Genomic DNA, 14,361 nt, shown 5'->3' on the forward strand with positions numbered 1-14,361 from the left:
AGGAGAAACCGTGACGTCGAGCGTCGAGATTCGTGGCGGCATCGAACTGCCGGCCGTGCGTGAGCAGATCGAGCTGCACACGGCGGACGGTCTGACCCTGGTCGGCGAACTCGCCACGCCCGTGGACCGGGCGCCGGTGGCCACGCTGGTGACCCTGCATCCGCTGCCCACTCACGGCGGCTTCATGGACTCGCACATCTTGCGCAAGGCAGCCGGGCGGCTGCCTGCCCTCGCCGATCTGGCGGTACTGCGCTTCAACACCCGAGGCACGGCCTCACCGCGGGGCACGAGCGGCGGAAGCTTCGGCGAGGGCGTCGACGAGCGCCTCGATGTCGCCGCCGCGATGGCCTTCGTCGCCGAGCGCGGTCTGCCTGATCCCTGGCTGCTGGGCTGGTCGTTCGGCACCGAGCTCGCGATCAAGTACGGTCTCGAGCACTCGATTCGCGGCGCCATTCTGCTCTCGCCGCCGTTGCACCGGGCGTCGGACGCGGAACTCGCGGCCTGGGCCGGCCGAAACGCGAAGCTGGTGGCCGTCATCCCCGAGCTCGACGACTACCTGCGCCCCGCGGAGGCCCGGCAGCGCTTCGCGAGTGTGCCCGACACCCGGTTCATCGCCGTGGAGGGCGGGAAGCACCTGTGGGTGGGGGAGAGTGCCACCCGCCGCGTGCTCGACGAGATCGTGGCCGTGGTCAATCCTGCCGCCGCGCCGTTGCCCACGAGGTGGGCCGCTTCGAACTAGAGCTCGTTCTGGCGGGGAATCACGACCTGCTTGATGATCGTGATGGTCGCCGCGGCGACCGGGATGGCGATCAGCGCGCCGAGAATGCCGAGCAGGTTGCCACCCGCGAGGGCGGCCACCACTACAACGGCGCCGGGAACGGCGACGGCCCGGTTCATGATGTTCGGGCTGAGCAGGTAGGCCTCCACCTGCATATAGATCAGGTAATAGATCGCGGCTACCAGCGCCGTGAACGTCGTGCTGCCGATCCCGGGGATCAGGCAAGTCAGCACGATGATGATCGACCCGGTGATCGTGCCCACGAGGGGGATCAGCGAGAACAGGAACGCGATCAGCGCGAGGAGCGCCGGGAAGGGTGCTCCGATGATCGACAGGAAGATGAAGCTGAGCACGCCGTTGCAGAGTGCAAGGGCACCCTGGCCGATCACGAAGCGGCCGACGGATGTCGTGATCTGCTCGCTGAGATCGGCGAACCGGGCCCGCTTGGACGCCGGTACCAGCTGGTACATGGCCTGCTTCATGCTGTTCAGCGACGCCGTGAAGTACAGCGTCAGGATCAGGATGATCAGTGCGCCGAAGAGACCGCTGACGATCGCCAGGCCCGACTGGATGATGGTGCCCGTGATGTTGGAGATGTTGCCGCCGATGAACTCGGTGATCGATTCGGTGATCTTCGACAGTGGCAGGGCCGGGAACTGCTTCTGCACGTCGGCGAGGAACGTGGAGGTGTTGATGGACTTGATCAGGTCCGGCACGGCCTTGGAGAGCTTGGAGACCTGGTCGACGATGATCGGCACGACGGCGAAGATCACGCCGGTCAGCACGCCGATCACGGCAACCAGCACGGTGAGCATGGCGGCCCAGCGGGGGAACCTTTTCTTCTCCAACCAGCACACTGCTGGGTCGAGCCCGAGGGCGAGGAACAGCGCAGCACCGATGTAGGTGATGATCGTCTGCAGCGTGATCACCGACGTGATGATGAGCAGGCCGACACCGACGCCGAGGGTGCCGATCAATCCGACGCGAAAGGCATTCTGAATCTTCACTTATTTCCCCACGGCTCGTGTCAGTGCTCGACGTCGGAGTCGTCGCCGCTGGCGGCGACCTTCTCCGCCTGCGTGAGCAGGCCGCGCAGGCTCTCGAAGTAGCCGGCCACGGCGTCGCGTTCAATCCTAATCTGGGACAGGCGCTCCTCGGCGTCGGCCACGAGCACGCGCGTGCGCAGTTCGGCGTCCGTCACCAGCGCCGCGGCCCGGGTCTCGGCGTCCCGCACGAGGCGTTCCGCCGACTCCTCGGCCACCTTCTTCGCCGCCCTGACCTCGTCCCGGGCGGATGCGTCCAGCTGGTCGTTCAGGGCACGCAGTTCGACCGTGCGCTGCTTCGTCTCGGCGAGCTGCTTCGTGGCATCCGTGACGAACTTCTGCGTCTGCGCCACCGCCTCCTGGTGGCGCTGCAACTGGCCCTGCTCCGCTTCGTCCCGACGGGCCTTCAACTCGACGTCGAAGTCCGCCCGGGCCTGATCGATCTCGCGCTTGAGCTTGGCGGCCTCGTGCTCACCCCGCTTGCGGGCGGCCGTCAGGTGGTTGTCGAGGTCGATGCGCAGTTGCTCGCTCTCAGCGGTGAAGTCGGCGCGGGTCTGCTCATTGACGCGACCGTGATCGGCGTGCGACTGCTCGATCTCGGCGGCGAGGTCGACGCGCGCCTTGTCGATCTCGCGGCTGAGGTCGGCGCGCTGGCGCTCCAGGTCCCTGGCCAGGTCGGTTTGGGCCTGCTCGCTCTCAATGGCCAGGTCGGCCTGGCCCTGCTCGATCTCCCGTTCGAGGTCGGTGCGGGCCTGGTCGATCTCGATCGCGAGGAGGTTGCGCGCCTGCTCGGTCTCGTGGGCCAGTTCGATGCGGTCCCGTTCGGTCTGCCGGGCCAGGTCGATGCGGTGCTGCTCGGTTTCGGCGGCGAGGTCGATGCGGGCCTGTTCCGTTTCCCGGGCCAGGTCGGCGCGCTGCTGGTCAAGTTCATGGGCGACCTCGGCGCGAGTCAGCTCGGTCTCGCTGGTGAGCCCGGCTGCCACCTCGCGGGCCTCGGTGGCCTCTCGCTGGGCCACCACGCGTACCTCGGCGGCCTCGCGCTCCGCTTCCGATCGGATCGCGGCGACTTCCCGCTTCACGGTGGCGCGCAACTCGGCGGCCTCGGTGGCCACTGCGCCGCGGATGGCGGCCGCTTCATGCACGGCGTCCTGGGTGAGGGTGGTGGAGTCCTCGTGGGCCCGGGCGAGCAGGTCGTCGGCTTCGGCGACGGCGTCGCCCTGGATGCGGCCCGCCTTCACCGTGGCATCGGACAGCATCCGTTCGGCGTGCTCCTTGCCCTCGCGCAGCAGTGTCTGCACTTCGCTGGCCGCGGAGGCGCGCAGACGCTCGGCGTCGATGTCGGCCTGGGCGATCACCCTTGTCGACTGCTCCTCCGCCACACGCAGGGTGTTCTCGAGTTTGGTGCCGAGGCCGGAGAAGGTGGGACTGCCCACCTCTTCGATCTCCGCGTTCAGATCGTCGATCTGCGTGTTGAGGCGCTTGATCTCCTTCTTCGCCTCGGTGCCTTGGGTGTTCGCCTGAATCAGGTCCCGGCGCAGCCCCTGAATGGTCTTGTCGACTTCGTCACGGTCGTAACCGCGGAATACCTGGGTGAAGTCTGCTTCGTCGTTCGCCACGCTGTCTCCTCAAAATGGGGCTCTGACCCCCGGTTACGGTCTGCCGAGGGGAGCGTCTGCAATTTTAGTCTGTTGTGAAGGCACTGACGCGCCCCGACATGAGGGGTTATTAGGTGCCTCTCAGGGGCAGCCGGTATCGTGGGAAGTCCTGTCTGTTGCTGATCGGGCCCGTACCCGGGCCCAGTGCGTCCGCGTGCGCGATGAGCGGCCGGCTACACAGGAGGGTTGACGTGCGTTTTGTTCTTGCCATAGTGGCATTCGTAATAGCTGCCGGGATGATTGTGCTCGGCATCGCTCAGCGGACCATTTTTCTCGAGCCGGCCTCGGTGAGCCTCAGCACCTCCGTCGAGGATGCCCGCTTCGCGGTGGTCGAGTCCAGCGCGCTCAACGCAGTGCCGGGAAGCCAGACGATCACCGTCAGCGGCTCCGACACGGTTTTCCTGGCCTACGGTCGTACCGACGATGTGAAGGCGTGGCTCGGAGACGAACCGTACGTCGACATCCGAAAAGCCAAGGATGCGGTCGCCCTCAGCAGCAAGCTCGTCGAGCCGGTTGCCGAGGCCGAATCGGCTGCCGAGGCCGACCCCGCGGACGCGCCGGAGACGGTCACCAACCCCGCGGGCTCCGACCTGTGGCTTCAGGAGTTCACGGCGGAGACCACCCTGACCACCACTCTCAAAGTGCCCGACGGCATCTCCCTGATCGTGGCGTCCGACGGAACGGCCGCTGCCCCCACAGAGGTCAGCCTGTCGTGGCCCACCGACAACTCGACGCCCTGGGCAGGCCCGTTGATTGTCGGCGGTGCCGCCGTCGGCCTGATCGGCCTGATCATCTACCTCCTGGCACTTCTGCACCTGCGCCGCTCCCGCGGCCCCCGCCGTAACCTGCCGCCGGGGCCCCGGATGCCCCAGCTCCCGCGCGTGCCCCGCCCCAAGTCGATCAAGGCGAGCCAGATCAACGGTTCGGGCAAATCCGTCACCCGGTCCATGGTCGCCGTGCCCGTGATCCTGGTCAGCGGCCTCGTGCTCAGCGGCTGCTCGGCCGATTTCTGGCCGGCCGCGTCCACTCCCGAGGCTGCCGTCAGCGCGACGCCGACCCCGACCGGCACCGAGGCTCCGGCCCAGGACGTGCCGCCGCCGGCCGTCACGGTGCCGCAGCTCGAACGCATCGTGACCGGGATCGCCACACTGACCGTGGATGCCGATGCGAACCTGAATGCGGAAGCCCTCGCCACCCGGTTCACCGGCCCCGCGCTGGAGAAGCGGCTCGCGAACTACAAGATCCGCGGCGTCGACCCGGCGATCGCAGCCCTGCCGCCGCTGCCGACGTCGCCCCTCCGACTCACCCTGCCGCAGCAGTCCTCCACCTGGCCTCGGGTCGTCATGACGGTCCTGCAGGACGAGGCCGATACCGCCACCGCACCGACGGCCCTTGTGTTGCGTCAGGAGTCCCCGCGGGCGGACTACCTGGTGGAGTACATGATCCAGCTCGAGGCGGCCGCGACCGTGCCCAAGGTGGCGCCGGCGACCATCGGCGCCCCGATTATCGCGCCCGACTCGACTTTCCTGCTGCTCTCGCCCGACCAGGTGGCCGCCGCCTACGCCGACGTGCTCCAGCTGGGGGAGGCCAGTCCCTCCTTCGGCCTGTTCGAGGCGGAGGGCGACAGCTTCCGCACCCAGGTCACCGAGCTGAAGAACTCCCGCAAGGAGGGCTTGCCCACGACAGCCTCGATCGAATTCGGCGCGGCCGCCGGCACCGGGCCAACCGTTGCATTGGCGACCAACGACTCCGGCAGTATCGTCGCCGTCAGCCTGACCGAGACCGAGACGGTCAAACCGGTGGATGCCGGCGCGACCGTAAGTCCCGAGGGGGCCAGCAAGGCACTCTCCGGCATCACCGCTACGGCCAAGGGCATCACCAGCACCTACGGCGACCAGCTCCTGTTCCACGTTCCGGCCGCCGGTTCGAACGAAAAAATAGTCCTCCTTGGCTTCTCCCAGGGTCTGATCTCATCATCGGAGCTTCCATGAGTGTTGTCCCCCCGTCCGGCATGAACCTGCGCGGAGCCGTCGACCTGTCCTCACTGGTGAACCGACCGGCGGCGCCGGCCGCGGGTGCACCCGTGGTGGCCGGTGAGCCGGGCGCGCCCGCAGCGGGCCCGGTCGCGGTGCCCAGCCTCGTGCTCGAGGGCACGGATGCGAATTTCGGCGAGATCCTGGAACTCTCGATGAGCGTTCCGGTCATCGTCGACCTCTGGGCCGAATGGTGTGAGCCGTGCAAGCAGCTCACCCCGATCCTGGAGAAGCTCGTCCTGGAGTACGACGGCCAGTTCGTGCTGGCCAAGGTCGACGTGGACTCGAACCCCCAGCTCACTCAGGCCTTCCAGGCACAGTCGATCCCGACCGTGGCCGCCGTCATCGGCGGTCAGCCGGTGCAGCTGTTCAGCGGCGCACTGCCCGAGGGCCAGGTACGCGAGGTCCTGCACCGCGTCTTCGAGCTCGCTGCGCAGCACGGCGTCACCGCCATGGCTGTTCCGGCGGAGGCCGCCGCAGGCGAGGCCGCGGCTGAGGGGACGGTCCCCGTCGAACCCGAGCTCCCGCCGCTGCACCAGGAGGCCTACGACGCCATCGAGCGCGGGGACTACGACGCGGCGATCGCCCTGTACAAGACCGCACTGGCCCGAGACCCTCGGGACCAGATGGCCGTCGCCGGCCTGGCTCAGGTGAGCCTCCTGGCCCGGTTGCACGGCAAGACCATGGCCGAGATCCGTTCCGCGGCCGCGGCTGCTCCCGATGATCTGCAGGCGCAGCTCGCGGTCGCCGACCTCGACCTCTCCGGCGGCCACATCGAGGATGCCTTCGATCGGCTGCTCGGCCTCTTCCCCGCGCAGGACCCGGCCGGCCGCAACCTGATCCGCGAACGCATCCTGGAGATGTTCGAGGTCATCGGCCAGGAGGACCCCCGAGTGCCGCCCACCCGATCCCGGCTCACTGCGCTGCTCTACTAGCGCGCGACGTCGAACGAATTCGACGGAGATTGTGGGCTGAGACCGCTCTTTCGTTGTATTCAGGGGCACTTTCGGCAAAATCTCCGTCGAATTCGTTCGGAGCGGTCGGTTCGGAGCGGTCGTTTCGGAGCGGTCGTTTCGTGGCGGTCGTTCGGGCGCGGTCGCTTGCGCCCACGCGTCTCCAACGCACGAATGGCCCCCTCGGCAACGTCGAGGGGGCCATTCGTGCGCTGTCGTGAGCGCGGGTACTGGCCCTTAGCGACGCAGGCGCAGCCAGAGACCGGCCAGCGGGGGCAGTGTCACCACGGCGGATGCCGGGCGTCCGGCCCACGGCACGTCGACCGCGGTCACGGCGCCCAGGTTTCCGACTCCGGAGCCTCCGAAGTCCTCGGCATCCGTGTTCAGGATCTCCTCCCACACCCCCGCGAACGGCAGGCCGACCTGGTAGCTGTTGTGCGGTGCCCCGGAGAAGTTGAACAGACAGGCGATCGGGTTGCCGTCGGTGTCCCAACGGAGGAATGAGACCACGTTCTCGGCGGCCGCGTCGCCGTCGAGCAGCTCGAAGCCGCTCGGGTCGTTGTCCTGGGCCCAGAGGCTCGGGTTCGATCGGTACACCCGGTTCAGCTGGCCGACGAGCGTGAACAGGCCGCGGTGAGCCGGCTGGTCGAGGGTCCACCAGTCCAGGCCGCGCGCCTCGCTCCACTCGGAGCGCTGCCCGAATTCCTGGCCCATGAACAGGAGCTGCTTGCCGGGGTGCGCCCACATGAAGGCGAGGTAGGCGCGCACGTTCGCGAGCTGCTGCCAGGAGTCACCGGGCATCTTCGCGACCAGCGATCCCTTGCCGTGCACGACCTCGTCGTGGCTGATCGGCAGGAGGAAGTTCTCGCTGAACGCATAGACGAACGAGAACGTGATCTGGTTGTGGTGGTGCGCTCGGTACATCGGGTCGACGGCCATGTATTCCAGCGTGTCGTGCATCCAGCCCATGTTCCACTTGAAGCCGAAGCCGAGGCCGCCGGCGCTGGTCTGCGCCGTCACCCCACCCCAGTTGGTGGATTCCTCGGCGATCATGACCGCTCCGGGATTGCGCTTGTAGGCGGTGGCCGTGATCTCCTGCAGCAGGCTGATCGCCTCGAGGTTCTCGTTGCCGCCGTGCACGTTCGGCTCCCACTGGCCGTCCTCGCGGGAGTAGTCCAGGTAGAGCATCGAGGCGACGGCATCGACCCGCAGCCCGTCGATGTGGAACTCCTCGAGCCAGTAGAGGGCGTTCGCGACCAGGAAGTTGCGCACCTGCTTCTGGCCGAAGTCGAAGACGTAGGTGCCCCAGTCCATCTGCTCGCCGCGGCGGGGGTCCGGGTGCTCGTACAGCGCTTCGCCGTCGAAACGGGCCAGAGCGAAGTCGTCCTTCGGGAAGTGCCCCGGCACCCAGTCCATCAGCACGCCGATGCCGGCCTGGTGCAGCCGGTCGATCAGGTAGCGCAGGTCGTCGGGGTGGCCGAATCGGCTCGTCGGCGCGTAGTAGCCCGTTACCTGGTAGCCCCACGAGCCGCCGAACGGATGCTCGGTGAGCGGCATGAACTCCACGTGCGTGTACGCCAGCTCGTCCAGGTAGTCGATCAGCTGGTCGGCGAGGTCTCGGTAGCTGAGGCCCGGACGCCAGGAGCCGACGTGCATCTCGTAGATGCTCATCGCCCGGTTGTGAGGGTCCGTGGCCGAACGGTCGGTGAGCCAGCCGGAATCCGCCCACTCGTAGTTGGTCTCACCGATGATGGAGGCGGTCTTGGGTGGGATCTCGGTATAGCGGGCCATCGGGTCGGCCTTGCGCACGAACTCGCCTGCCTGGGTCAGCAGCTCGAACTTGTAGTTGGAGCCGGCGGTCAGACCGGGCACGAACAGCTCCCAGACCCCGGTGCTGCCCATGTTGCGCATGGCGTGCAGCGTGCCGGTCCAGGAGTTGAAGTCGCCGATCACGCGGACGGCCTGGGCGTGCGGAGCCCACACGGCGAAGGAGGTTCCCTCGCGGTCGCCGAGCGGGCCCGCGTTCGGCCGGTAGTGGGCGCCGAGGACATCCCACAGGCGTTCGTGGCGGCCCTCGCCGAGGAGGTGCAGGTCGAGCTCGCCGAGGGTGGGCAGGTAGCGGTAGGGGTCGTCGACGATCCAGGTGGGAGCGTCGCTGTACCGGGCCTCCAGCACGTAGTCCTGAACGCCGAGCGTGTTCACACCCTGCCAGATGCCGTGGCCCAGGTGCGCCAACTCCACCTGCTCGCCGGTCGGAAGCACGGCGAAGACCTCGGTCGCGAACGGACGGAGGGCACGGATGACGGTGAGCGGGTCTGCGGTGCCGGTTTGCTCGATCAGGTGCTGGCCCAGGACCTCGTGCGGGTTGTAGTAGCTGCCGGTGGAGACGGCCTGGAGCACGTGGTCGGCGATGACCGGCAGGCCCGACTTCGCGGCGGAGGGCGTCGGTTCCACCGGCACCGACGCGGACGCCTTCTTGGAGCCGGCCGCCTTGGCTGCGGCCTTCTTGTCCAGGGGCTTATTGTCGGTGGGCTTCTTGTCTACGGACTTCTTGGCCGCCGAACTTCCCTGCGCGTTCTTCATTGAGCTGGTCCCTTCACGTGCAGGATGTGCACCGGTTCGGTGAATGCGTCGAGGCGCACGAAGTTGTCGGCCGACCAGTTCCAGATGGCGCCGGTGATCAGGTCCTCGACCTCGAAGGAGGAACCATGGGGGAGACCGAACCGGGGCAGGTCGAGGTGCACAAGGGTCTGGCGCACGGAATGCGGGTCGACGTTGGCGACGATGATCAGTGCGTCCGAGCGTCCGGTGCCCGTGAACGGTGCGTCGAGGAACTTGCTGTAGACGAGGATCCCCTCGTCCTCGCTCTCGTGCAGATGGAGGTTGCGCAGTTGCCCGAGCGCCGGGTGCTCGGCGCGGATGCGGTTGAGGAGGGTGAGGTAGGGCGCCAGGGACGTGCCGGCAGCCTCGGCGGCCGCGAAATCACGTGGCCGGTACTGGTATTTCTCGTTGTCGATGTTCTCCTCGGCGCCGGGCCGGGCAACGCTCTCGAACAGGTCGAAGCCCGTGTAGACGCCCCAGGTCGGCGCCGCCGTGGCCGCGAGGGCCGCCCGGATCTTGAACGCCGCGGGGCCGCCGAACTGCAGGTACTCGGAGAGGATGTCGGGCGTGTTCACGAACAGATTCGGCCGGAGGAAGTCGGCGGTCTCGTGGGCGAGCCCGTCGAAGAATTCGGACAGCTCCTCCTTCGTGTTGCGCCAGGTGAAGTACGTGTAGGACTGCTGGAACCCCACCTTGCCCAGACCCTGCAGCAGGGCCGGGCGGGTGAAAGCCTCGGCGAGGAAGAAGACATCCGGGAACTCGGCGTTGATCTCGAAGATCAGCCATTCCCAGAAATCGAGCGGCTTCGTGTGCGGGTTGTCGACCCGGAAGATGTTGACGCCGACGCCGATCCAGTACCGCACGATCCGGAGCACTTCGGCGCGGATGCCCAGAGGGTCGTTGTCGAAGTTGACCGGGTAGATGTCCTGGTACTTCTTCGGCGGGTTCTCCGCGTAGGCGATGGAACCGTCGGGCAGCGTGGTGAACCATTCGGGGTGCTCGGTGACCCAGGGGTGGTCGGGCGACGCCTGCAGGGCCAGGTCGAGGGCGACCTCGATGCCGTTCTCGCGAGCGGCCGCAAGGAAGGCCTGGAAGTCGGCGACGGTGCCGAGGTCCGGGTGGATGGCGTCGTGGCCGCCGTCCGCCGAGCCGATCGCCCACGGTGAGCCCGGGTCGTTCGGTCCGGCGTTGAGCGTGTTGTTGGGGCCCTTGCGGTAGGCCAGGCCGATCGGATGTATCGGCGGAAGGTAGAGCACGTTGAAGCCCATCGCGGCCACCGCGGGAAGCCGGTCGACGGCGGTGCGGAAGGTGCCGCTCTGCCAGGAGCCGTCGCCGCGCTTCACGGCGCCCTCCGACCGCGGGAAGAACTCGTACCAGGAGCCGACGCCGGCCCGGGTGCGCTCGACCAGCACGGTGCGGGCCTCCGAGACCGAGTCGAGCCCGGCCATCGGTCGCACGGCCGCCGCGGCGGCCAGCTTCGGGCTGCTCAGCACGGCGAACCGGGCCGCGACGGACTTGGCAGGGTCGACGAGGGTCTTCGCGGCCGTGGTGAACGCCCGGCGCTCGGGGAGTGGCCGGGTCGTGTCGGCGCTCTCGCGCTTCAAGAGCTCCGAGCCGATCAGGAACATCAGCTCCACGTCGACCTCCGCCGGGATCTTCACCGAGGCATTGTGCAACCAGGTGGCCCAGTCGTCGGCATAGGCGCGAACGCGATAGGTCCAGCGGCCCTGGGCGCCGAGGGTGACGAGCGTCTCCCAACGGTCGGTGCCCGCGGACTTCAAGGACATCGGATGTTGCGACTCGGTTCCATCCGGTGCGGTCAGCAGCAGCATGACGCCGATGAGGTCGTGACCCTCCCGGAACGCGGTCGCGGCGAACGGAACCGCCTCGCCCACGAACGCCTTCGCCGGCCAGAGGTTGTCGTTCAGTTGAGGGGACAGATCAAGGATCGGGATACGGCCGATCCGGGGTTCTGCCGGAACTGTCGTCTGGAGTTCCTGAACCGCGCCGGGGGTTTCAGGAGCCGCGCCTGTGCGTATTACTGTCTTAGCCACCTACTGACCGTAGCGCGAATTGGGGGTGCGATGCTGCCTCAGTTAACCTGTGCGACACGTCACGGCCCTAGGCTGAAGTTGTGAAAGCGATCCGCAAATTTACAGTCCGAACCGTGCTGCCCGAGTCGCTCGCCGCGCTCGACGAGCTTGCCGGCAACCTGCGCTGGTCCTGGCATGAGCCGACTCGTCAGTTGTTCGAGCACATCGCCCCCGAATTGTGGCGAGAGGGCGGTACCGACCCGGTCGCGTTGCTGGGAGCCGTCGACACGGCCCGCCTCGAAGCCCTCTCCCGGGACGACGATTTCGTGACGTGGGCGAACGCCACCCGTGACGAACTGCGCGAATACCTCGAGAAGCCCCGCTGGTACCAGGCGCTCGAGGGCGACAAGCCGGCATCCATCGCCTATTTCTCCCCGGAGTTCGGCATCGCCGCCGCGCTTCCGCAGTATTCTGGCGGCCTCGGCATCCTCGCCGGAGACCATCTGAAGAGTGCCTCGGACCTCGGCGTGCCTCTGGTCGGCGTCGGTCTGTTCTATCGCGCCGGCTACTTCAGCCAGGCCATCTCGCCCGACGGCTGGCAGCTGGAGAGCTACCCCTTGCTCGACCCGGACGGTCTGCCGCTGTCGGTGCTCCGCCGGGCAGACGGCTCGCCCGTGCAGGTATCCCTCGCACTTCCCGACGACCGCACCCTGCACGCGCGGGTCTGGCAGGCGAAAGTCGGTCGCATCCGGCTGTTGCTGCTCGACACCGACATCCCGGAGAACACGGACGACCTGCGCCTGGTCACCGACCGTCTCTACGGCGGGGGTGGCGAGCACCGCCTGTTGCAGGAGCTCCTGCTCGGCATCGGCGGCGCGCGCGCCGTGAAGAAGTGGAGCAGCCTCAACGGTCAGGCCGACCCTGAGGTGTTCCACACCAACGAGGGTCACGCCGGCTTCCTCGGTCTCGAGCGCATCTCCAGCCTGATCGGCGAGGGGCTCAGCTTCTCGGAGGCGTTGCAGGTGGCCCGGGCCGGAACGGTGTTCACGACCCACACGCCGGTCGCCGCCGGTATCGACCGGTTCGAGCGCAGCCTGGTGCGGCGCTACTTCGAGACCGACCTGCTTCCGGGAGTGGCCGTCGACGACCTCCTCGCCCTCGGCGCTGAGAACTTCGAGGACGGCAACCCGGATGTCTTCAACATGGCCCTGATGGGCCTGCGACTGGGACAGCGCGCCAACGGCGTCTCGAAGCTGCACGGTCAGGTCAGCCGGGTGATGTTCAAGGGCCTGTGGCCGGGCTTCGACGCCGATGACGTGCCGATCGCCTCGATCACGAACGGCGTGCACGCCCCGACCTGGACCGACCCGGCCCTCCTCGCCCTCGCGCAGAGCCGCCTGGGCACCAGCGACACCTCCGAGGCGGACTGGGCGTCGCCTGCCGTGTCCGACATGGACCTCTGGCAGGTGCGCGGGCAGATGCGCCTACAGTTCGTCGAGGACGCCCGCCGACGGATCGCCGCGGCCTGGGAGGTCCAGAACCCGGGCGGGATCGTGCCCTCCTGGATCGGGCGGGTCTTCGACCCGAACGTGCTCACGATCGGGTTCGCCCGTCGCGTGCCGACCTACAAGCGCCTGACGCTGATGCTGCACGACCCCGAGCGGCTGCGCGCCCTGTTGCTGCACTCGGAGCACCCGATCCAGATCGTGATCGCGGGCAAGTCGCACCCGGCCGACGAGGAGGGCAAGCGTCTCATCCAGCGCATCGTGCAGTTCGCGGCCGACCCGGCGCTGCGCACCAAGATCGCGTTCCTGCCCGACTACAACATCGGAATGGCGCAGCTGATGTACCCAGGCACGGATGTGTGGCTGAACAACCCGCTGCGCCCGCTCGAGGCCTGCGGCACCTCCGGCATGAAGGCGGCCCTGAACGGCGCCCTCAACCTGTCGATCCTCGACGGTTGGTGGCCGGAATACTACGACGGCAACAACGGCTGGGCGATCCCCACCGCAGATGCCGCCGGTGACGCGGCCGAACGTGACCGGCTCGAGGCCGACGCGCTGTACGAGCTGATCGAGCACCAGGTCGCACCAAAGTTCTACGACCGCAATGCCGACGGAGTGCCCGAACGCTGGGTGTCCTCGATCCGGCAGACCCTCGCAAAGCTCTCACCGGAATTGAACGCCGGTCGGATGGTACGTCAGTACGTGCAGGAGCTGTACCGGCCCGCCGGCACGGCCGAGGCCCGTCTGTCCGCGAACAATTACCGGGCCGCCAGGGAACTGGCCATCTGGAAGGGGCGGATCGTCGCGGCGTGGCCCGGCGTCGCCGTGGCCCACGTCGAATCGGGCGGCGTCGCCCCGGTGCCGCAGGTCGGCGATGAGCTGCACCTGCGCGCCCACGTCCAGTTGAACGGTCTGGCGCCCGAGGACGTCACGGTCGAGGTGGTCTACGGCAAGAGCCTCCTCAACGACGATCTGACCGATGTCAGCACCTTGCCGCTGGCGACGGAACCGGCCGCGGCGGGCGTGACGGATACCGGTGCGCCGACGCTCTTCACCGGCACGATCGAACTCGACCGTGGCGGCGCCTTCGGCTACTCGGTGCGGGTTGTGCCGCGCAACGAACTCCTGGTGAGTCCCGCTGAGATGGGGCTGATCGCCGTCGCCGGTTAGCGCTGCCCGGCAGCACGAGAAAGCACCTTCGTTTCGACGGAGGTGCTTCTTCGTGCAGTTGCGGGCGGTTGCGGGCGGTTATGGGCGGGCGATCGCCGCGAAGACCGCGCGGGTCGCCCGGGCCAGGTCGGCCGGCGTCAGTTCGATGTCGAAGCCGCGGCGACCGCCGGAGACGAAGACGGTGTCGAAGGCCAGGGCGGTCTCATCGACCACGGTCGTGAGCGTGCTCTTCTGCCCGATCGGGCTGATGCCGCCGACCACGTAGCCGGTCTTGCGCTCGGCGAGCGACGGGTCGGCCATCACGGCCCTCTTCGCGCCGACGGCGGCGGCCAGCGCCTTGAGGTCGAGCTGGCCTGTGACCGGCACGACGCCGACGACCAGCCGGCCGTCGACATCCGTCAACAGGGTCTTGAACACCCGGCCGGCATCGACGTCGAGCTTCTCCGCCGCTTCCAGACCGAAACTCGACGATGACGCATCGTGCACGTAGGCGTGCGGGGTGAAGGGGATGCCGGCACGCACCAGCGCCACCGTCGCCGGGGTTCCGACGCTGCCCTCCACCCGCTTGGCCACGGTCAGCGGCCCACAAT

The 14,361-nt window shown here is 67.9% G+C and carries 9 protein-coding genes; 4 read left to right on the plus strand and 5 right to left on the minus strand.

Annotation, left to right across the window (positions count from 1 at the left end; all coding sequences use genetic code 11):
• The first annotated feature begins 10 nt into the window (after window positions 1-10).
• Window positions 11-739: an alpha/beta hydrolase gene (locus E3O67_RS12980; protein ID WP_174776838.1), complete on the plus strand. Its 729-nt coding sequence runs from the start codon at window positions 11-13 to the stop codon at window positions 737-739.
• Here E3O67_RS12980 and E3O67_RS12985 read toward each other — a convergent pair.
• A complete protein-coding gene (locus tag E3O67_RS12985; RefSeq protein WP_135102891.1) occupies window positions 736-1,785 on the minus strand; it encodes an AI-2E family transporter in 1,050 nt (349 codons plus the stop codon). The genes E3O67_RS12980 and E3O67_RS12985 overlap by 4 nt on opposite strands.
• Before the next feature lie 20 nt (window positions 1,786-1,805).
• Window positions 1,806-3,437, minus strand: a complete 1,632-nt coding sequence (locus E3O67_RS12990) for a hypothetical protein (protein ID WP_134430158.1) — start codon at window positions 3,435-3,437, stop codon at window positions 1,806-1,808.
• Between the two features lie 251 nt (window positions 3,438-3,688).
• On the opposite strand from E3O67_RS12990, the gene E3O67_RS12995 reads away from it, so the two are divergent.
• Both E3O67_RS12995 and E3O67_RS13000 read left to right on the plus strand, forming a co-directional pair.
• Entirely contained in the window at window positions 3,689-5,467 is a 1,779-nt protein-coding gene (locus E3O67_RS12995; RefSeq protein WP_241982175.1) for a hypothetical protein, read from the plus strand.
• Window positions 5,464-6,444: a tetratricopeptide repeat protein gene (locus E3O67_RS13000; protein WP_134430164.1), complete on the plus strand. Its 981-nt coding sequence runs from the start codon at window positions 5,464-5,466 to the stop codon at window positions 6,442-6,444. Before E3O67_RS12995 ends, E3O67_RS13000 begins: the two co-directional genes overlap by 4 nt.
• 255 nt (window positions 6,445-6,699) lie before the next feature.
• On the opposite strand, the gene glgB is transcribed toward E3O67_RS13000, so the two are convergent.
• Window positions 6,700-9,045: a 1,4-alpha-glucan branching protein GlgB gene (glgB, locus tag E3O67_RS13005; protein WP_135102893.1), complete on the minus strand. Its 2,346-nt coding sequence runs from the start codon at window positions 9,043-9,045 to the stop codon at window positions 6,700-6,702.
• Entirely contained in the window at window positions 9,042-11,117 is a 2,076-nt protein-coding gene (locus E3O67_RS13010) for an alpha-1,4-glucan--maltose-1-phosphate maltosyltransferase (protein WP_174776839.1), read from the minus strand. Before E3O67_RS13010 ends, glgB begins: the two co-directional genes overlap by 4 nt.
• Window positions 11,118-11,197: 80 nt before the next feature.
• Between E3O67_RS13010 and glgP the strand changes: the two genes are divergently transcribed.
• Window positions 11,198-13,771: an alpha-glucan family phosphorylase gene (gene glgP / locus E3O67_RS13015; RefSeq protein ID WP_134430170.1), complete on the plus strand. Its 2,574-nt coding sequence runs from the start codon at window positions 11,198-11,200 to the stop codon at window positions 13,769-13,771.
• 78 nt (window positions 13,772-13,849) lie between these two features.
• On the opposite strand, the gene ybaK is transcribed toward glgP, so the two are convergent.
• Window positions 13,850-14,344, minus strand: coding sequence for a Cys-tRNA(Pro) deacylase (gene ybaK, locus E3O67_RS13020; protein ID WP_134430173.1), 495 nt, complete (start codon window positions 14,342-14,344; stop codon window positions 13,850-13,852).
• Window positions 14,345-14,361 lie beyond the last annotated feature (17 nt).

Origin of the sequence: Cryobacterium sp. TMT3-29-2 (assembly GCF_004564305.1) — a bacterium.
GTDB classification, from domain to species: domain Bacteria; phylum Actinomycetota; class Actinomycetes; order Actinomycetales; family Microbacteriaceae; genus Cryobacterium; species Cryobacterium sinapicolor.